Genomic DNA, 20535 nt, shown 5'->3' with positions numbered 1-20535 from the left:
TAAGGGAGGAACAATGACAACTGTAACGCTGGCGCAGGTCGCTGAACGAGCAGGCGTGTCGACCGCCACGGTGTCGATGGTCTTGCGAAACCGGGGGCGGATCTCGCAAGCCACCCGTGAAAGAGTATTAAAAGCGCTGGATGACGCGGGTTATGTCTATAACCAGACGGCGGCGAATCTTCGAAACCGCAGCAGCAACCAGGTCGGGCTGCTTCTGCACGATATTACTAACCCCTTTTACGGCGAGATGACGGCCGGGCTGAGTCATGAGATTGAGCGTCACGAGATGCTGCTGTTTCTGGCGAACAGTGAAGAGTCCGGTGAGCGACAGCAAAAGTTTGTCGATTCGCTGATGCGTAATAACGCGTGCGGTATGGTGCTGTGCGCGGCCCGCGAAACGCCACAGACGTTTTTTGAGAGCCTCAAGCGTCGCAATATTCCCGCCATTATGGTGGTGCGGCCCGTTAACGATCCGGATTTCGACTTTGTCGGTACCGACAACTTTCTTGGCACCCAGATGGCGACCGCGCATCTGCTCGCCCTGGGACACCGGCATATTGCCTTTATCGGCGGGAGCCAGAGTTCCGGTACGCGTGCCCAGCGTATTGGCGGTTTTACCAGTAAGTTGCTCGAAAAAGGTCTTTCAGCGGACCCGCGATGGATTGTCCCCAGCCTGGCGAGCCAAAGCGACGGCGCACGGGTAGCCGAGAGTTTGTTCCGCCAGTTCCCGGCGATCACCGCCGCGGTCTGTTATCAGGATATCGTCGCGCTCGGCGTGATGCAGGCGCTGCGTAAAATGGGGCGCGAGGTCGGGCGTGATTTTGCCCTGGTGGGGTTTGACGATATCACCGAGGCGGCGCTGGTTCAGCCTGCGCTCACCACTGTATCGGTGGCGGCAAAAGAGATAGGTCGTAAAGCCGGAGAGCTGCTCTACAGCCGAATTCAGGGCAATAACGAGCCGCCGAAACGTATCATTCTGCCGCCTGCCCTGGTGATCAGAGAATCATGCGGTTTCAGTTAGTATGTCTTTTACTGATATCGGCTGCGGTTTCACATTAATTTCTAATTATGGGCGTTTTTAGTGGCAGCCTTCGTGAGGGCTGGTTACTCTGAAAACGATTTACATCATTTTAACGTAAGAGAATAACTATGCATGATGCACAGATCCGTGTCGCTATAGCGGGCGCGGGTGGACGTATGGGTCGCCAGCTTATTCAGGCGGCACTTCAGTTGGATGGCGTGGCGCTTGGCGCGGCGCTGGAACGTGAAGGCTCGTCGCTGTTGGGAACCGACGCGGGTGAGCTGGCGGGGGCAGGGAAGACGGGCGTCACCGTGCAGAGCAGCCTTGAGGCAGTAAAAGATGACTTTGACGTCTTCATTGATTTCACGCGCCCGGAAGGCACGCTGAACCATCTGGCGTTCTGCCGTAAGCACGGCAAAGGAATGGTCATTGGTACCACCGGTTTTGACGATGCCGGTAAACAGGCTATTCAGGATGCCTCGCGCGATATTGCGATTGTCTTTGCGGCGAATTTTAGCGTGGGCGTAAACGTCATGCTGAAGCTGCTTGAGAAGGCGGCAAAAGTGATGGGCGACTATACCGACATTGAGATCGTTGAAGCGCACCACCGTTACAAAGTCGATGCCCCGTCCGGCACCGCGCTGGCGATGGGCGAAGTGATTGCCCAGGCGCTGGATAAAGATCTGAAGGATTGCGCGGTCTATGCGCGTGAAGGCCACACAGGTGAACGCGTACCGGGCACGATTGGTTTCGCTACCGTCCGTGCGGGGGATATCGTCGGTGAACATACGGCGATCTTCGCCGATATTGGCGAGCGCGTTGAAATTACTCACAAAGCCTCAAGCCGCATGACCTTTGCCAACGGTGCCGTTCGATCCGCATTGTGGTTAAAAGAAAAGGATAAGGGTCTTTTTGATATGCGTGATGTGCTGGATCTTAACAATTTGTAAGCATTATTACCCTTCGTGATGTGGTTATTGTAGTCGTAACTTATTGATTGCATAGGGCAATATTTTATTGCCCTTTTATTTTACCTGTTTGGTGGATTTTAATATGCTTAATCCATAAAAGAATGCGTTTACCTTCGTTTATTCGTTATTGAATTGTAAATTTTGACCATTTGGTCCACTTTTTTATCGCGTTGAGCGCTCATTTCAATTTAACGCCTCCCGCAAGCGTTTCCTACAGTGATTTGCCTGATCTTTTCGCCGCTTACTCTGCATTTCAGCCACCAGGCCTGCAAAAGACTAAGTAAAATATCCGTTTTAAGTTGACTTTTAGCCACCAAATCCCCAGAATGCCGCCGTTTGCCAAAAATCCGCTGGCAACACATTTGCATTGCTTCATAACGTGGTTATGAATTAATATGCAAATAAAGTGAGTGAATATTCTCTGGAGGGTGTTTTGATTAAGTCAGCGCTATTGGTTCTGGAAGACGGAACCCAGTTTATCGGTCGGGCCATAGGGGCAACGGGTTCGGCGGTTGGGGAAGTCGTTTTCAATACTTCAATGACCGGTTATCAAGAAATCCTCACTGATCCTTCCTATTCTCGCCAAATCGTTACTCTTACTTATCCTCATATCGGCAATGTCGGCACCAATGCGGCTGACGAAGAATCCTCTCAGGTACATGCGCAAGGTCTGGTCATTCGTGACCTGCCGCTGATTGCCAGCAACTTCCGCAACACTGAAGACCTCTCGTCTTACCTGAAGCGCCATAACATCGTGGCGATTGCTGATATCGATACCCGTAAATTAACGCGCCTGCTGCGCGAGAAGGGCGCACAGAACGGCTGTATCATCGCAGGGGATAACCTCGATGCGGCGCTGGCGCTGGAAAAAGCAAAAGCCTTCCCAGGCCTGAACGGCATGGACCTGGCGAAAGAAGTGACGACCGCAGAAGCCTATAGCTGGACCCAGGGGAGCTGGACACTGGAAGGCGACCTGCCGGAAGCGAAACAGGAGAGCGAGCTGCCATTCCACGTTGTCGCGTATGATTTCGGTGCCAAGCGCAACATCCTGCGCATGCTGGTGGACCGCGGCTGCCGCCTGACGGTCGTCCCGGCGAAAACCTCCGCCGAAGAGGTGCTGAAGATGAACCCGGACGGTATCTTCCTTTCCAACGGCCCGGGCGACCCGGCACCGTGCGACTACGCTATCGACGCCATCAAAGCCTTCCTTGAAACCGACATTCCGGTCTTCGGCATCTGTCTCGGCCATCAGCTGCTGGCGCTGGCGAGCGGGGCGAACACCGTCAAGATGAAGTTCGGCCACCACGGGGGCAACCACCCGGTGAAAGACATTGATAACGACACGGTGATGATTACGGCTCAGAACCACGGCTTTGCAGTGGATGAATCGACCATGCCGGCCAACCTGCGCGTGACGCACAAATCGCTGTTCGACGGCACCCTGCAGGGTATTCATCGCACCGATAAGCCAGCCTTCAGCTTCCAGGGCCACCCGGAAGCCAGCCCTGGCCCGCACGATGCCGCACCGCTGTTCGATCACTTCATCGAACTTATTGAGCACTACCGTAAGACCGCTAAATAATCAGGAGCTGAGAAGACCATGCCAAAACGTACAGACATAAAAAGCATCCTGATCCTCGGCGCTGGCCCGATTGTTATCGGCCAGGCCTGTGAATTTGACTACTCCGGCGCGCAGGCGTGTAAAGCCCTGCGCGAAGAGGGTTACCGCGTTATCCTGGTGAACTCCAACCCGGCGACCATCATGACCGACCCGGAAATGGCCGATGCGACCTATATCGAGCCGATTCACTGGGAAGTGGTACGTAAGATCATCGAAAAAGAGCGCCCGGATGCGGTGCTGCCAACCATGGGCGGCCAGACGGCGCTGAACTGCGCGCTGGAGCTGGAGCGTCAGGGCGTGCTGGAAGAGTTCGGTGTGACCATGATTGGTGCCACCGCCGACGCGATTGATAAAGCAGAAGACCGTCGCCGCTTCGACGTGGCGATGAAGAAAATCGGCCTCGATACCGCGCGTTCCGGCATTGCGCACAATATGGAAGAGGCGCTGGCCGTGGCGGCTGACGTGGGCTATCCGTGCATCATCCGGCCTAGCTTCACCATGGGCGGCACCGGCGGCGGCATCGCCTACAACCGCGAAGAGTTTGAAGAGATTTGCGAGCGCGGCCTGGATCTCTCCCCAACCAAAGAGCTGCTGATTGACGAGTCGCTGATTGGCTGGAAAGAGTACGAGATGGAGGTGGTGCGTGATAAAAACGACAACTGCATCATCGTCTGCTCTATCGAAAACTTCGATGCGATGGGGATCCACACCGGCGACTCCATCACCGTTGCGCCAGCCCAGACGCTGACCGATAAAGAGTACCAAATCATGCGTAACGCCTCGATGGCGGTACTGCGTGAAATCGGCGTGGAAACCGGCGGCTCTAACGTGCAGTTCTCGGTGAACCCGAAAACGGGCCGTCTGATTGTTATCGAAATGAACCCGCGCGTGTCTCGTTCTTCCGCGCTGGCCTCCAAGGCTACCGGCTTCCCGATTGCGAAAGTGGCGGCGAAGCTGGCTGTGGGGTACACCCTCGATGAGCTGATGAACGACATCACCGGTGGCCGCACGCCTGCGTCCTTCGAGCCGTCCATCGACTATGTTGTGACCAAAATTCCACGTTTTAACTTCGAGAAATTCGCCGGTGCGAACGACCGCCTGACCACCCAGATGAAATCCGTGGGTGAAGTGATGGCGATTGGCCGCACGCAGCAGGAATCCCTGCAGAAAGCGCTGCGCGGCCTGGAAGTCGGTGCCACCGGTTTCGACCCGAAAGTGAGCCTCGACGACCCTGAAGCGCTGACCAAAATCCGCCGCGAGCTGAAAGACGCGGGCGCTGAGCGTATCTGGTACATCGCCGATGCCTTCCGTGCGGGCCTGTCCGTCGACGGCGTGTTCAACCTCACCAACATTGACCGCTGGTTCCTGGTGCAAATTGAAGAGCTGGTGCGTCTGGAAGAGAAAGTGGCAGAGCTTGGCATCAACGGCCTGGACGCTGACTTCCTGCGCATGCTGAAGCGTAAAGGCTTCGCTGATGCGCGTCTGGCTAAGCTTGCAGGCGTGCGCGAAGCGGAAATCCGCAAGCTGCGCGACCAGTATGACCTGCACCCGGTTTACAAGCGCGTGGATACCTGCGCGGCGGAGTTCTCCACCGACACCGCCTACATGTACTCCACCTATGAAGACGAATGCGAAGCGAACCCGTCCGTCGACCGCGATAAAATCATGGTACTGGGCGGCGGTCCTAACCGTATCGGCCAGGGCATTGAGTTTGACTACTGCTGCGTCCACGCCTCGCTGGCGCTGCGCGAAGACGGTTACGAGACCATCATGGTCAACTGTAACCCGGAAACCGTCTCGACCGACTACGACACCTCTGACCGCCTCTACTTCGAGCCGGTCACCCTGGAAGACGTGCTGGAAATCGTGCGCATCGAGAAGCCGAAGGGCGTCATCGTGCAGTACGGCGGCCAGACTCCGCTGAAACTGGCACGCGCGCTGGAAGCAGCAGGCGTACCGGTCATCGGCACCAGCCCGGATGCGATTGACCGCGCCGAAGACCGCGAACGTTTCCAGCAGGCGGTTGACCGTCTGAAGCTGAAACAGCCGGCTAACGCCACCGTGACCGCGATTGAAATGGCGGTGGAGAAGGCGAAAGAGATTGGCTATCCGCTGGTGGTGCGCCCATCCTACGTGCTGGGCGGCCGCGCAATGGAGATCGTCTACGACGAAGCCGACCTGCGCCGCTACTTCCAGACGGCGGTAAGCGTCTCTAACGATGCGCCGGTTCTGCTCGACCGCTTCCTGGATGACGCGGTAGAAGTGGACGTCGACGCCATCTGCGACGGCGAAATGGTGCTGATTGGCGGCATTATGGAGCACATCGAGCAGGCGGGCGTGCACTCCGGAGACTCGGCGTGTTCTCTGCCAGCCTACACCCTGAGCCAGGAAATTCAGGACGTGATGCGCCAGCAGGTGCAGAAGCTGGCCTTTGAGTTGCAGGTTCGCGGCCTGATGAACGTCCAGTTCGCAGTGAAAGACAACGAAGTCTACCTGATTGAAGTGAACCCGCGTGCGGCGCGTACCGTCCCGTTCGTGTCAAAAGCGACCGGTATCCCACTGGCGAAAGTGGCGGCGCGCGTGATGGCGGGCCAGACGCTGGCGCAGCAGGGCGTGACCAAAGAGATCATCCCGCCGTACTACTCGGTGAAAGAAGTGGTGCTGCCGTTCAACAAATTCCCGGGCGTTGACCCGCTGTTAGGGCCAGAAATGCGCTCTACCGGGGAAGTCATGGGTGTGGGCCGTACCTTCGCAGAAGCGTTCGCCAAAGCACAGCTGGGCAGCAGCTCCACCATGAAGAAATCGGGCCGTGCGCTGCTCTCCGTTCGTGAAGGTGACAAAGAGCGCGTGGTCGACCTGGCCGCCAAGCTGCTGAAACAGGGCTTCGAGCTGGATGCGACCCACGGAACGGCGATTGTGCTGGGTGAAGCCGGTATCAACCCGCGTCTGGTGAACAAGGTGCATGAAGGTCGTCCGCACATTCAGGACCGTATCAAGAATGGCGAATACACCTACATCATCAACACCACCGCAGGCCGCCAGGCGATTGAAGACTCCAAGCTGATCCGCCGCAGCGCGCTGCAGTACAAAGTGCATTACGACACCACCCTGAACGGCGGTTTCGCGACGGCGATGGCGCTGAACGCGGATGCCACCGAGAAGGTGATTTCGGTGCAGGAAATGCACGCGCAGATTAATAAGTAAATAAGCCAGCCCGGCAGCATTCGCCTGCCGGGCATTATCCCCCCTATTAGGAACCATCTGGTTTTCCATCCGCATTCAGTCAGTTAGCCTAGAATTAACAGGACGTTAATTACATTCAACTGACAAGCAGGGGAAACACCATGCGCAATAAACTCCTTATCACGTCTTTTTTGGCTGCCACTGCACTGTTTACCGTTGCGGGTTGTTCGTCTAACCAGGCGGTGAAAACCACCGATGGCCGTACCATCGTGACCGACGGCAAGCCGCAGGTGGATGATGACACGGGGCTGGTATCGTATAAAAACGCTGAGACGGGCCAAACCGAACAGATTAACCGTGACCAGGTTAAATCCATGGGTGAACTGGATAACTAAAAAAAAGCCGTGGCGAGAGCCACGGCTTTTTGCATTTTGCGGTAAGTGATTACCAGCGGTGATTCAGCAGGATATGACCGCCGTAAGCGGCATAGCTGTTCTCACCCCATTCGCCGCTGGCGCGCAGCGAAATCGTGGTGGTGTCGTTCAGGTTGCCGGTCACGCCCAGCTCTAACTGGCCACGATCGTCTGGCGTATCGTTGCTGACGGTTTCATCGTTAAAGGCCAGATCGTTTTGACCCGCACCTTTCAGCCAGTTAACCGCAACGTACGGCTGCCATGCCTTCACGTCTTTCTGCTGGAAATAGCTCGATTTAACACCGAGACGACCAAAGAAGGTATCGTTATCCAGCGTGGTAACGCGTACGCCATCGCGGTCAGTATGGTTCTCCTGATCCAGATAGCTGTAGATCACCTGTGCCTGCGGCTCGATTTTCCAGGTGCGCTCGTTCTCTGACGCGATAATCCACGCGTGGCCCACTTCGACAGAGGCAGCAAAGCCTTCGCTATCGTAATCTTCGTCGTTACGATTGCTGGTCACTTTGTTGTTGTACCAGCTGTAGGCCGCCCAGGTATCAATGTAGTTGCCCAGACGCAGTTTCTGATCTTCCTGCCAGGTCGCATACAGCCCAACGTTGAAGCCATCCACTTTACCCTGCGCATCGCGGACGTTGTGTTTGGCGTCGGAGTGCGTTTTCGCCTGGCCTGCACCGAACATACCCCCGGCACGCAGAATGCCGTTGTCCATCGGCTTGCTCATGAAATCGCTGCCCACCTGAAGGACGGTGGTGGTGGTGTCATAGTTAACCTTGTCACCGCCAGCATCGTTTTCGTGATAACGGCCTTTGACGTACATCCAGGTGTTCAGATCTTCTTCGTTGCGGAAGGTGATCTGATCGCGGTCGTCACGTTTATGCAGGAACATGCTTTGCGCGGCAAGGTAGTTGCCAAGGTATGCGCCAACTTCCGGTGCCATCACTTCTGGCGCAGCGTTTCCACCGTTATCGGTATCGCCGCCGTTGTCAGAATTGCCACCGTTATCGGTGTTGCCGCCGTTATCGGAATTACCACCGTTATCGGTGTTGCCGCCGTCGTCTGTATTGCCGCCACCGTCGGTGTTACCGCCGTCGTCGGTATTGCCACCACCGTCGGTATTACCGCCATCGTCAGGTTTATTGCCGCCATCATCTGGCTTATCCCCGCCATCGGTATCATCCGCCGGATCGTCAGACGGGGTGGCTTTCGATTCCAGATACCAGTTGCCGTCGCTGTGCTGATACAGGTTGTATTCGTATGCGCCTGCAACCACCGGTTTCGCCAGCGTCAGCTGAGCTTCAGAACTGCCGCCGACGCTGACGATCTCCATACCGTTAACGGTTTGCGCGCCGAGGCCACCCATATTGCTGACGGTCACGCCAGACTGACCGAAGCTGCTGCCGGTAATGGTGAGGTGGTCTGTCGGGGCGTTATCAGCACCCAGTTCGCTGTTCATCACAATCTGGCTGCCGGCAGAGCCGGTATAGTCGCCGTTAATGACGAAGTTATTGCCCACGCTGTTGTTGGCTGCGCTCAGCAGAACTGTGCCGCTATTGGTTACGTTGCCATTAATGGTATCAACGCCTGACGTGCTCAGGGTGGCGTTACCCTGAACCGCGTTCCACGCGGCCAGCGTACCGCCGCTCAGGATATCGATGTTGTCGTTGACTTGTCCGGCAGACGCAAAGGTTGCGCCATTTTCGATGGTGACGGTGGCGTTACTGCCCTGCACACCGAGCTGTGCGCCAGCCGTAACCAGCGTGGTGCCGCTGTGTAAAACCGTATTACCGGTATAGGTGTTTTTGCCGGTAAGCGTCAGTGTTTGGGCATCCGCTTTTTCAATGTTGCCGCTGCCGGTAATGTCGGTAGCGTAAGTGAAATCGCTGCCCTGATTGAAGATGAGGGTGCCGTTGTTGGTCAGGCCACCGCTCAGCGTGGCGGTATCCTGGCCGTTACCCAGCTGCAGCGTGGCGTTTTGAGCCACCAGCGTATTGCCGCTGTTATCGACATCGCCAGTCAGGATTAAATTACCGCTGTTGACCTGCAGGGCATCGCCAGAGCCGATAATATCGAGATCGCCCGACAGCGCCCAGCTTTCACCGTTCATTTTGACGGAGGCAAAGCCGTCGCCTTCATTGAGGCCGACAAAATTGCTGTCTTCGGTGCTTGTGCCCACAAACGTCAGGGTGTTACCGGTAGAAACGGTGGAGATGACATCGCCCGTCAGTGACGAGCCGGTATCGAGTACCAGGGTGTTGTTTTTATTGCTGGCGAACATGACGGCAGTTGAACTACCCCCCAGGATACCGCTGTTATGGATATCAACCTTTGCGTCGCCGGTCACGTTGATGCCGTATTGGCTTCCCTGAACCGTTCCTGTATTAGTGAATTTTGTATTGCCCCCATTTAAAGCAATGCCATCACCCTCAGTACCAATAATACTTCCTTCGTTATTGGCCGCTATACCCACTTCAGAACTTAAACCTGTTTTTCCTTTAATAAGTCCCGTTGCGGTGTTTTTGATATTAACAGAAGAGGATGCCTCACCAATGAGTATCCCTTTTTCGAAACCGGTAATGTTTCCTCCGTTAATAATATCGCCTTGCATGGAGACAACATTGACGGCATTTCCGTTAGTAGAGGAGATCGTTGCAGCAGACTTATTTTCTACAACAAGTCTCTGAGCGCCAGTATCAATATCTAGCCCATTGCCGGTTCCTGAGATATTACCCATGTTCTTTATCGAGGTAACAGCAATGCCTGTGGCGCTTACTGCAGCTGATGCGCCAGAAGAAGAAATGGTAACATCTTTATTGATAATATATTCAGAGTCGATGTTGAATTCTTGCGGGACAGAAGTGGACTGGTCGATCGTACCTGCTGAGGCCATCATCGGAGTGAATATCAGCAGGGCAGGGAATATTTTCCCCAGGGTTATCGTGGTCCTGTTTAATACAAAATATTTATTACTCATGTGCACATCCATTTGAAAGAAAAGACGATAGGCGAATGAATTAAACCAGTCTTTTTACATGTAGAATAGTTTGGGTTAGGGGAAGAAACGCAAAATTATTATTTTTTCAATGTGTTATGTATACTTTATTTTATTAAATATGCTTTTTAATATATCTAAATATGTTGATGCTAATGATCATTAACCATTAATTAATTCATTTAATCAATACATTAAAAGGGGACTCTCCAGGGTGGAAAGGGGCTGGAAGCCGCGGGTGGCAATACTTGCCTTTTTGTTCAGTACCGCCTTTACGCTCTTTCGGCTGCCAACGTAACTGTCTACACTCACTGCTACCAGACAAGAAGAAAGTGAAAACAGGCCCATCGATGATTTTGATTATTTATGCGCATCCTTATCCGCATCATTCACATGCGAACAAAAGGATGCTTGAACAGGCAGGGAGCCTCGACGGAGTGGAAATCCGCTCTCTCTATCAACTTTACCCCGACTTTAATATTGATATTGCCGCCGAACAGGAGGCGCTGTCGCGTGCCGATCTGATTATCTGGCAGCACCCGATGCAGTGGTACAGCACGCCGCCGCTTCTGAAGCTGTGGATCGATAAAGTCCTCTCCCACGGCTGGGCATACGGCCACAACGCTAATGCTCTCAAGGGTAAAAGCCTGATGTGGGCCGTAACGACCGGCGGGGGGGAAAGTCATTTTGATATTGGGGCTTTCCCGGGCTTTGACGTATTGGCACAACCGCTACAGGCAACCGCGCTGTATTGTGGAATGAACTGGCTCCCGCCATTTGCGATGCACTGTACCTTTGTCTGCGACGATGAAACGCTGCAGGCGCAGGCCCGTCATTATAAACAAAGCTTACTTGAGTGGCAGGAGACGCAAAATGGATAGCCATACGCTGATACAGGCGCTGATATACCTTGGCGCGGCGGCGCTGATTGTGCCCGTGGCGGTGCGCCTTGGGTTAGGGTCCGTGCTGGGCTATCTGATTGCGGGCTGCGTCATCGGGCCGTGGGCGCTGCGCCTGGTCACCGATGCCGAGTCGATTCTTCACTTCGCTGAAATTGGCGTCGTGCTGATGCTGTTTGTGATTGGCCTCGAGCTGGATCCGCAGCGCCTCTGGAAATTACGCGCATCGGTATTTGGCGGCGGTGCGTTGCAGATGGTGGCCTGCGGCCTGCTGCTCGGCGGGTTCTGTATCGTGCTGGGAATGGACTGGAAAGTGGCCGCGCTGATTGGCATGACCCTGGCGCTCTCCTCGACGGCCATTGCCATGCAGGCGATGAACGAACGCAACCTGACGGTCTCTCAGATGGGACGCAGCGCGTTCTCGGTGCTGCTGTTCCAGGACATTGCCGCTATTCCGCTGGTGGCGATGATCCCGCTGCTGGCCGCCAGCGGCGCATCAACGACGCTGGGCGCATTTGCCCTGTCGGCGCTTAAAGTCGTCGCTGCGCTGACGCTGGTGATCCTGCTTGGTCGATACGTCACCCGTCCGCTGCTGCGCTTTGTTGCCCGCTCGGGCCTGCGCGAAGTCTTCAGCGCCGTGGCGTTGTTCCTGGTGTTTGGCTTTGGCCTGCTGCTGGAGGAGGCCGGGCTGTCGATGGCGATGGGCGCGTTCCTCGCGGGCGTACTGCTGGCAAGCTCCGAGTACCGACATGCGCTGGAAAGCGATATTGAGCCGTTTAAAGGGCTGCTGCTGGGGCTGTTTTTCATCGGGGTGGGTATGTCGATCGACTTCGGCACCCTGGTCACGCATCCGCTGCGAATCATCATTCTGCTGGTGGGTTTCCTGGTCATCAAAATGGCGATGCTGTGGCTGATCGCCCGTCCGCTGAAGGTGCCCAATAAACAGCGCCGCTGGTTTGCCGTGCTGTTGGGGCAGGGCAGCGAATTCGCCTTTGTGGTGTTTGGCGCGGCCCGGATGGCCAATGTCCTCGATCCTGAGTGGGCGAAAGCGCTGACGCTTGCCGTGGCGCTGTCGATGGCGGCCACGCCAATCCTGCTGGTGCTGCTGACGCGTCTGGAAAAATCGGGCAGCGAGCAGGAACGCGAGGCGGATGAGATCGACGAGGAGCAGCCGCGTGTGATCATCGCCGGTTTTGGCCGTTTTGGGCAGATCACCGGACGTCTGCTGTTGTCGAGCGGGGTAAAGATGGTGATCCTCGATCATGACCCCGATCACGTCGAGACCCTGCGTAAATTCGACATGAAGGTCTTCTACGGCGATGCGACCCGGGTCGATCTGCTGGAGTCTGCCGGTGCGGCAAGGGCGGAGGTGCTGATCAACGCCATTGACGATCCGCAGACCAGCCTGCAGATGGTTGAACTGGTAAAAGAACACTTCCCGAACCTGACCATTATTGCCCGCGCCCGTGACGTCGACCACTACATTCAGCTGCGCCAGGCCGGGGTGGCTGCGCCAGAGCGTGAAACGTTCGAAGGCGCGCTGAAATCGGGCCGCATGGCGCTGGAAAGTCTTGGTCTGGGAGCCTATGAAGCGCGCGAGCGTGCCGATCTTTTCCGCCGGTTCAATACCGGGATGGTGGAAGAGATGGTTGAGATGGCGGGCAGTACGGACACTGAACGCGCGGCGGTATTTAAACGTACCAGCGCGATGCTGACGGAAATCATCAACGAAGACCGCAACCACCTCTCCCTGACCCAGCGTCACGGCTGGCAAGGCACGGAAGAGGGCAAGCATACCGGCGATCCGCAGGATGAACCGGAGAGTAAACCGTCCGCGTGAAGTGGAGTTGCCAGCAATATTAAAAAATTTCTTTTCCTTTACCCTGCCGCCAGTCGACGAAAGATTAAGCTTTCCGTATAGTGGCGGCAATTTTTTGTATCCGGGAAATTTTTAATGATCAGTCTGATTGCAGCGCTGGCGGTAGACCGCGTTATCGGCATGGAGAATGCCATGCCGTGGAACCTGCCTGCCGATCTCGCATGGTTTAAACGTACGACGTTGAACAAGCCGGTAGTGATGGGCCGCCTGACCTGGGAGTCAATCGGTCGTCCATTACCGGGCCGTAAAAATATCGTTATCAGCAGCCAGCCGGGCACGGACGATCGCGTTGAATGGGTAAAATCCGTCGACGAAGCGATTGCCGCGTGTGGCGATGCCGAAGAGATCATGGTGATCGGCGGTGGGCGTGTGTATGAGCAGTTCCTGCCAAAAGCGCAGAAGCTGTATCTGACCCACATTGATGCGGAAGTGGAAGGGGACACCCATTTCCCGGATTACGATCCGGACGAGTGGGAGTCGGTGTTCAGTGAATTCCACGACGCTGATGCACAGAATTCGCATAGCTACTGCTTCGAGATTCTGGAACGTCGTTAAGCGATAACCCTCTCCTTCCGGAGAGGGTTTCAAACGTCAGGAGGCGACCGCCTCACCTTCTCCTGTGTTCAGCTGTCGGTTGGACGGCTGCACAAAATAGGTTTTATCTTCCCAGCGCAGACACGTCAAATCGCCACCCCAGCAGCATCCCGTATCCAGAGCGTAAATGCCCTCCGGCGTGCCTTTTCCTTCCAGTGACGCCCAGTGACCAAACACGACGCTGTAGTCTTGCGTGACCGGCCCCGGAATGGCGAACCAGGGTTTAAGCGGCGCAGGGGCACTTTCAGGCGTCTCTTTACAGTACATATCCAGCTGCCCGTTCGGGAAGCAGAAACGCATGCGTGTGAAAGCATTAGTGATAAAACGCAAACGCGCGAGGCCGCTGAGATCGTCGCTCCAGTTATTCGGCATATCGCCGTACATGGCATCGAGAAAGAACGGGTAAGAGTCGCTCGCCAGCACCGCTTCGGCGTCGCGGGCGCAGGTTTTTGCAGTCTCGATATCCCACTGCGGCGTGATCCCGGCATGCGCCATCACCAGCTTTTTCTCTTCATCGATCTGCAGCAGCGGCTGGCGACGCAGCCAGTTGAGCAACTCGTCGGCATCCGGGGCGTCCAGCAGCGGAGAGAGGCGGTCTTTAGGCTTATTGCGGCTAATCCCGGCGTAGACCGCCAGCAGATGCAGATCGTGATTACCCAGCACCATTCGAACGCTGTCGCCCAGCGATTTGACGTAGCGCAGCACGTCAAGCGAGCCGGGGCCACGCGCGACTAAATCGCCGGTGAGCCAGAGCGTATCCTGCCCGGGCACGAAGTCGACCTGTTTTAACAGGGCGATCAGTTCATCGTAACAACCGTGAACGTCGCCAATCAGATATGTAGACATTAGATTAATGAATGAGTGTGGTTACGGCGAGACGGAACACAGGAATAGCAACGCGGAATGCGTTGCCGTCGGCATCGACCATTTCATAATGGCCCTGCATGGTACCCATCGGCGTTTCAATGACTGCACCGCTGGTGTATTGGTACTCTTCGCCAGGGGCGATGTGCGGCTGTTCACCGACCACACCTTCCCCCTGGACTTCTGTTTCACGGCCATTGCCGTTGGTGATAAGCCAGTAACGCCCGCGCAGTTGCACAGGCATCCGCCCCAGATTGCGAATGGTTACGGTGTACGCAAAGACAAAACGGTCATCATCCGGCGTGGACTGGGACTCAATGTAGACGCTTTGTACATGAACACATACGCGGGGCGAATCAATCATGGCTTAGCTCTCCTTCGGCGGCGCATTGTCGCTGATGTAATTAGCCAGCTTGCAGTACTGCTCTACGGAGATGTTCTCCGCACGCATGGTTGGGTCGATGCCCAACTCAGCCAGCACGTCAACGGTAAACAAATTGCCAAGGCTGTTACGAATCGTTTTACGGCGCTGGTTAAAGGCTTCCGTAGTGATGCGGCTCAGTACGCGCAGTTCTTTAACCGGGTACGGCATCGTTTTATGCGGCACAAGGCGCACAACCGCAGAATCGACTTTTGGCGGCGGCGTGAACGCGGTCGGCGGCACTTCGAGTACCGGGATCACGTTGCAGAAATATTGTGCCATCACGCTTAAACGACCATACGCTTTACTGTTCGGCCCCGCAACCAGACGATTCACCACCTCTTTTTGCAACATGAAGTGCATGTCGGCAATGGCATCAGTATAGCTAAACAGGTGGAACATCAGCGGCGTGGAGATGTTGTACGGCAGGTTACCGAATACGCGCAGCGGCTGGCCCATTTTCTTTGACAGTTCGCCAAAGTCCATGGTCATGGCATCCTGCTGATAAATCGTCAGCTTTGGCCCGAGGAACGGATGCGTTTGCAGGCGCGCGGCCAGATCGCGGTCCAGTTCGATAACGGTCAGCTCGTCTAAGCGTTCGCCTACGGGTTCGGTCAGCGCGGCAAGACCCGGGCCGATTTCGACCATGGCCTGGCCTTTCTGCGGATTAATGGCAGACACAATACTGTCGATCACGAACTGATCGTTAAGGAAGTTTTGCCCGAAGCGTTTACGGGCTAAGTGGCCCTGATGGACTCGATTAGTCATTGAGTATTAACAATCATTTTGATGGCGAGATTAAGCGCCGTAATAAAACTGCCGACATCCGCTTTACCCTGGCCTGCCAGATCCAGCGCAGTACCATGGTCAACGGACGTTCGAATAAAAGGTAAACCGAGCGTGATATTCACACCGCGGCCAAAGCCCTGGTATTTTAGCACGGGTAGGCCCTGATCGTGGTACATCGCGAGCACGGCATCGGCATTATCAAGATATTTAGGCTGGAAAAGCGTGTCTGCAGGCAGCGGCCCGCTCAGATTCATCCCTTGCGCCCGCATCTCCTCGAGCACCGGAATGATGGTGTCGATCTCTTCGGTCCCCATATGCCCGCCTTCACCGGCGTGCGGGTTCAGACCGCACACCAGCACGTGCGGTTGCGCGATACCGAACTTTGTTTGCAGATCGTGATGCAGGATAGCGATGATCTCGCGCAGCAGTTCCGGGGTGATGGCGTCAGGAATGGCTTTAATCGGCAGATGCGTAGTGACCAGCGCGACGCGCATCGCTTCGGTTGCCAGCATCATCACCACTTTCGGGCTGTGTGAGCGCTCTTCAAAGAACTCGGTATGGCCCGTAAAGGGAATTCCCGCCTCGTTGATCACGCCTTTGTGCACTGGCCCCGTAATCAGCGCCGCGAACTCGCCGTTAATGCAGCCATCGCAGGCGCGAGCAAGGGTATCGACCACGTAGTGGCCGTTTTCCGTGCTGAGCTGACCTGGTACGACAGGGGAACGCAGCGGAACGGAAAGCAGCGTAAGCGTCCCCGCCTTCTGGGGGGAGGGCTGCTGGCCGGCATCATAGGGGAGAAGCTGTAAAGGCAGACCGAGCAATTTTGCCCGGTCTTGTAAGAGTGTTGCATCTGCGCAGACGACCAGTTCAACCGGCCAGCTGCGCTGCGCAAGCTGGACGACAAGGTCGGGACCAATCCCGGCGGGCTCGCCGGGAGTGATAACAACACGGTGCTGTTGCATTAGTTGCTCAACACTTTCACGTAGGCGCTGGCGCGTTGTTCCTGCATCCAGGTTGCCGCTTCTTCAGAGAATTTACGGTTAAACAGCATGCGATAGGCCCGGTCTTTCTGCGCCGCGTCGGTTTTATCCACGTTGCGGGTATCGAGCAACTCAATCAGGTGCCAGCCGAAGGAAGAGTGCACTGGTGCACTGATCTGTCCTTTGCTCATTTTCATCAGCGCATCGCGGAAGGCCGGATCGTAGATATCCGCTGCCGCCCAGCCCAGATCGCCGCCCTGATTGGCAGAGCCAGGATCCTGAGAGAACTCTTTTGCCGCGTTGGCAAACGAGGTTTTACCGCTCTTGATGTCTGCTGAAATCTGTTCCAGCTTCGCACGCGCCTGATCGTCAGTCATGATCGGCGACGGCTTGAGGAGGATATGGCGAGCATGGACTTCCGTAACGGAAATATTCTGGCTCTGACCGCGCAGGTCGTTGACCTTCAGAATGTGGAAGCCCACGCCAGAACGGATAGGACCGACGATATCGCCTTTCTTCGCTGTGCTCAGGGCCTGGGCAAAGAGGGAAGGCAGTTCCTGAATACGTCCCCAGCCCATCTGGCCGCCTTTCAGCGCCTGCTGATCGGCAGAGTAGGTGATGGCAAGCTTACCGAAATCGCCGCCGTTACGTGCCTGTTCAACGATAGAGCGCGCCTGGCTTTCCGCTTCGGCTGCCTGATCGGAGGTTGGGTTTTCCGGAAGAGGAATGAGGATGTGACTCAGGTTCAGCTCGGTGCTGGCATCGTTCTGATTACCCACCTGTTTCGCCAGCGCGTCCACTTCCTGAGGCAGAATGGTGACGCGGCGGCGCACTTCGTTGTTACGCACTTCGGAAATCAGCATCTCTTTGCGGATCTGATTGCGGTAGGTGGCGTAGCTGATGCCATCGTAGGCCAGACGGCTGCGCATCTGGTCCGGGGTCATGTTGTTTTGCTTTGCGATATTGGCGATCGCCTGGTCGAGCTGCTCGTCGGAGATCTTCACACCCATTTTCTGACCCATCTGCAGAACGATCTGATCCATGATCAGTCGTTCCAGGATCTGGTGGCGCAACGTGGCGTCATCCGGTAGCTGTTGACCCGCTTCGCCCGAGTTGAGCTTGACGGATTTCATCAAACCGTCAACGTCACTTTCAAGCACGACGCCGTTGTTAACCACAGCTGCGACTTTATCGACAACCTGGGGAGCAGCGAAGCTGGTGTTGGCAACCATGGCGACACCGAGCAGCAGCGTTTTCCAGTTCTTCATACTTTTTCCATTTCAATTAACCGCAAAGCGGATTACGTTGTAAATCAAGCACATTACAATGAGCTACGGTACGGCAGAATGTTCGAGCGCAGCATCTGCTGCGTGCCCAGACCGTAGTTGGAACTCAGGCCGCGCAACTCGATATTAAAGCCAATCACGTTGTCGTATTTGCTCTGATTGTTTTGAGTATCCCAGCCGTTCAGCTTACGCTCGTAGCCGACGCGAATAGCGTAACAGCAGGAGTTATATTGCAGACCCAGCATCTGGTCAGCGGATTTATGGGCGTTGGTGTCAAAGTAGTAAGCCCCGACGACTGACCAGCGATCGGCGATAGGCCAACTCGCTGCACCGCCCACCTGCGAAATCCCATCTTTATATTGATCTGCAGTGGCGTAGTTCGGCAGCGTTGCCTGAACGTATTCAGGGCTGGCATAACGGTACGTCAGCTGCATCATGCGATTTTCATCGCGGCGATATTCAATTGCCGTACTGCTCGTCGCAACGTTGTTGAGACGCGTGTCGTACTGCAGACCGCCACGTAAGCCCCAGCGATCGGACATGCGCCAGTAGGTATCACCTGCCCACACCAGTGAACCCGTTTTGTTGTCTTTCTCCCAGTTAATGTCGTCATCACCGGTACGAGACTCGGTGAAGTAGTAGATTTGACCTACAGAAACGTTAAAACGTTCAACGGCAGCATCATCATAAATGCGTGATGTGACCCCGGTCGTTAACTGGTTTGCAGAGGCAATACGGTCAAGGCCGCCATAGGTACGGTCGCGGAACAGGCCGCTGTAATCAGACTGCAGGAATGAAGAGTCGTAGTTCTGGATTTTGCTCTGATCGCGATAGGGCACGTAGAGATACTGCATACGTGGCTCAAGCGTCTGGGTATAACCGTCTGCCAGCAGGCCCATATTACGTTCGAAGATCAGCTTACCGTCCATTTTGAACTGCGGCAGGACGCGGTTCACCGACTCTTCAAGATCGGTGCCATAGCGGTTGTTGTACCAGTCCAGGTTTTTCTGCTGGTAGTGGGTCGCCATCACCTTGGCTTCGGTGTTCAGGCTTGCCCAGTCGTTTGACCATGGCAGATTGATCGTGGGTTCAAGGTGAACACGTGTGGCTTCCGGCATATCCGAATTGGTGTTAACGAAATGCACGGCCTGGCCGTAGATACGGGTATCGAACGGGCCGACATCGTTCTGGTACCAGTTAACATCCAGCTGCGGCTCCGCGCCGTAGGTGCTTGCCGTTTGGGTGTTAAAGACCTGGAACTGCTTGGTGGAGACCGTGGCGTTGAAGTTTTGTAAGGCATAACCGACGCTGAATTTCTGCGTGGCGTAACCGTCGGTACTGGAACCGTATTTGGAATCAAAGTCGTTGAAGTAATACGGATCGCTGACCTTGGTGTAGTCAATGTTAAAACGCCACACCTGATCCATCACCCCGGCATGCTGCCAGTAATACATCCAGCGGTGTTTATCGCCTTCGGTTGGATGCTCATCCTGGAAGACTTTGTCGGATGGCAGATAATCCAGTTCCATCAGGCCTGCGCCTGCCTGTGTCAGATAACGGAACTCGTTCTCCCACATGACGTTGCCGCGTTTGTGGATATAGTGCGGCGTGATCGTCGCGTCCATGTTCGGCGCGATGTTCCAGTAATACGGCAGGTAGAACTCAAAGTAGTTCGAGGTGCTGTATTTGGCGTTCGGGATCAGGAAGCCGGAACGACGCTTGTCGCCCACCGGGAGCTGCAGATAAGGGCTATAGAACACGGGCACCGGGCCGAGTTTAAAACGCGCGTTCCAGATCTCTGCAACCTGTTCTTCACGGTCGTGGATAACTTCGCTGCCCACCACGCTCCAGGTGTTTGAACCTGGCAGACACGAGGTGAATGAACCGTTTTCCAGAATGGTATAGCGGTTTTCACCACGTTGTTTCATCAAATCCGCATTACCACGCCCCTGACGGCCCACCATCTGGTAGTCGCCTTCCCAGACGTTAGTATCTTTGGTATTCAGGTTTGACCAGGCTTTCGGACCTTTCAGGATGACCTGGTTATCGTCGTAGTGCACATTACCCAGCGCATCCACGGTACGCACCGGTTCTGCCGCCCCGTCCGGTTGCTTCTGGTGCAGCTGCACTTCGTCAGCCTGCAAACGGCTGTTGCCCTGGTTAATGTCCACATTACCTGTGAAGGTGGCATTATCCGGATAATTGCCTTTTGAACTGTCGGCAGTAATAGTGACCGGCAAGCTGTTTGCATCGCCCTGTACCAGCGGGCGATTATAACTTGGGACGCCAAGCATACACTGCGAGGCAAGATCGGCTGCCAGCCCCTGATGGCTATACAGGGCGGAGCCAATCATTGTGGCCAGGAGGGTGGGGATACGTTTTTTCATACGTTATATTTTAGTGTTCCGTCATCAGTGGCTACGGCGTACAAACGCTCAGAGACTATCTTACTCATCAGCGCAGTACCAGCGTTAATCCTGCCCGTTTGCGCGCCAGAGTGTTAGGCTCGCTATCGAATGACGAGTATGATAATGCAAATTATAGGCGATGTCCCTCAATTGACCGTGGCTCGACCACTGTAATGATGGAGTTGCGTCGAACCAG

16 protein-coding genes are annotated in these 20535 nt (G+C 55.4%); 9 read left to right on the top strand and 7 right to left on the bottom strand.

The window, feature by feature from the left end; genetic code table 11:
- The first annotated feature begins 13 nt into the window (after window positions 1-13).
- The 5 genes from I6L58_RS08990 (at window position 14) to I6L58_RS08970 (ending at window position 7191) form a co-directional block, all read left to right on the top strand.
- Window positions 14-1021 (top strand): LacI family DNA-binding transcriptional regulator, encoded by a 1008-nt coding sequence (locus tag I6L58_RS08990; RefSeq protein WP_006173931.1) that lies wholly within the window; start codon window positions 14-16, stop codon window positions 1019-1021.
- Window positions 1022-1149: 128 nt separating this feature from the next.
- A complete protein-coding gene (dapB, locus tag I6L58_RS08985) occupies window positions 1150-1971 on the top strand; it encodes a 4-hydroxy-tetrahydrodipicolinate reductase (RefSeq protein WP_088208845.1) in 822 nt (273 codons plus the stop codon).
- Window positions 1972-2425: 454 nt separating this feature from the next.
- Window positions 2426-3574, top strand: a complete 1149-nt coding sequence (carA, locus tag I6L58_RS08980; RefSeq protein WP_088208846.1) for a glutamine-hydrolyzing carbamoyl-phosphate synthase small subunit — start codon at window positions 2426-2428, stop codon at window positions 3572-3574.
- Between the two features lie 18 nt (window positions 3575-3592).
- Window positions 3593-6817, top strand: coding sequence for a carbamoyl-phosphate synthase large subunit (gene carB, locus I6L58_RS08975; RefSeq protein WP_006173924.1), 3225 nt, complete (start codon window positions 3593-3595; stop codon window positions 6815-6817).
- Between the two features lie 140 nt (window positions 6818-6957).
- A complete protein-coding gene (locus tag I6L58_RS08970) occupies window positions 6958-7191 on the top strand; it encodes a YgdI/YgdR family lipoprotein (protein WP_006173922.1) in 234 nt (77 codons plus the stop codon).
- A gap of 49 nt (window positions 7192-7240) precedes the next feature.
- Here the strand turns inward: I6L58_RS08970 and I6L58_RS08965 are convergent, their stop codons facing one another.
- Entirely contained in the window at window positions 7241-9835 is a 2595-nt protein-coding gene (locus I6L58_RS08965) for an autotransporter family protein (RefSeq protein WP_254082155.1), read from the bottom strand.
- A 124-nt stretch (window positions 9836-9959) separates the two neighbouring features.
- Here I6L58_RS08965 and I6L58_RS22915 point away from each other — a divergent pair, with 124 nt between their 5' ends.
- The 4 genes from I6L58_RS22915 (at window position 9960) to folA (ending at window position 13552) form a co-directional block, all read left to right on the top strand.
- The gene (locus I6L58_RS22915) at window positions 9960-10217 is read left to right on the top strand and encodes a hypothetical protein (RefSeq protein ID WP_254082154.1); all 258 of its coding nucleotides are present in this window, start codon (window positions 9960-9962) and stop codon (window positions 10215-10217) included.
- A 352-nt stretch (window positions 10218-10569) separates the two neighbouring features.
- Entirely contained in the window at window positions 10570-11100 is a 531-nt protein-coding gene (gene kefF, locus I6L58_RS08960; protein ID WP_088208847.1) for a glutathione-regulated potassium-efflux system oxidoreductase KefF, read from the top strand.
- Window positions 11093-12958 (top strand): glutathione-regulated potassium-efflux system protein KefC, encoded by a 1866-nt coding sequence (kefC, locus tag I6L58_RS08955; RefSeq protein WP_058609661.1) that lies wholly within the window; start codon window positions 11093-11095, stop codon window positions 12956-12958. Before kefF ends, kefC begins: the two co-directional genes overlap by 8 nt.
- Before the next feature lie 114 nt (window positions 12959-13072).
- Window positions 13073-13552 (top strand): type 3 dihydrofolate reductase, encoded by a 480-nt coding sequence (folA, locus tag I6L58_RS08950; protein ID WP_006173915.1) that lies wholly within the window; start codon window positions 13073-13075, stop codon window positions 13550-13552.
- A gap of 36 nt (window positions 13553-13588) precedes the next feature.
- On the opposite strand, the gene apaH is transcribed toward folA, so the two are convergent.
- Genes apaH through lptD form a run of 6 tightly spaced genes read right to left on the bottom strand, consistent with a single transcriptional unit; the run spans window position 13589 to window position 20318 of the window.
- On the bottom strand, window positions 13589-14437 hold the full coding sequence (gene apaH / locus I6L58_RS08945) for a bis(5'-nucleosyl)-tetraphosphatase (symmetrical) ApaH (RefSeq protein WP_088208849.1): 849 nt from the start codon (window positions 14435-14437) through the stop codon (window positions 13589-13591).
- Between the two features lie 4 nt (window positions 14438-14441).
- Complete coding sequence (gene apaG, locus I6L58_RS08940; RefSeq protein WP_006173911.1) at window positions 14442-14819, bottom strand: Co2+/Mg2+ efflux protein ApaG; 378 nt, start codon at window positions 14817-14819, stop codon at window positions 14442-14444.
- A 3-nt stretch (window positions 14820-14822) separates the two neighbouring features.
- Window positions 14823-15644 (bottom strand): 16S rRNA (adenine(1518)-N(6)/adenine(1519)-N(6))-dimethyltransferase RsmA, encoded by an 822-nt coding sequence (rsmA, locus tag I6L58_RS08935; RefSeq protein WP_088208850.1) that lies wholly within the window; start codon window positions 15642-15644, stop codon window positions 14823-14825.
- The gene (gene pdxA, locus I6L58_RS08930; protein ID WP_088208851.1) at window positions 15641-16627 is read right to left on the bottom strand and encodes a 4-hydroxythreonine-4-phosphate dehydrogenase PdxA; all 987 of its coding nucleotides are present in this window, start codon (window positions 16625-16627) and stop codon (window positions 15641-15643) included. Before pdxA ends, rsmA begins: the two co-directional genes overlap by 4 nt.
- Window positions 16627-17913, bottom strand: coding sequence for a peptidylprolyl isomerase SurA (surA, locus tag I6L58_RS08925; protein WP_006173906.1), 1287 nt, complete (start codon window positions 17911-17913; stop codon window positions 16627-16629). The genes pdxA and surA overlap by 1 nt, the downstream gene beginning before the upstream one ends.
- Before the next feature lie 53 nt (window positions 17914-17966).
- Window positions 17967-20318 (bottom strand): LPS assembly protein LptD, encoded by a 2352-nt coding sequence (gene lptD / locus I6L58_RS08920; protein ID WP_006173904.1) that lies wholly within the window; start codon window positions 20316-20318, stop codon window positions 17967-17969.
- Between the last annotated feature and the right edge of the window lie 217 nt (window positions 20319-20535).

It is taken from the genome of Enterobacter cancerogenus, assembly GCF_019047785.1.
GTDB lineage: Bacteria > Pseudomonadota > Gammaproteobacteria > Enterobacterales > Enterobacteriaceae > Enterobacter > Enterobacter cancerogenus.
Note: the sequence above shows the minus strand (reverse complement) of the source record. Positions and strands in the feature narration are given on the sequence as shown.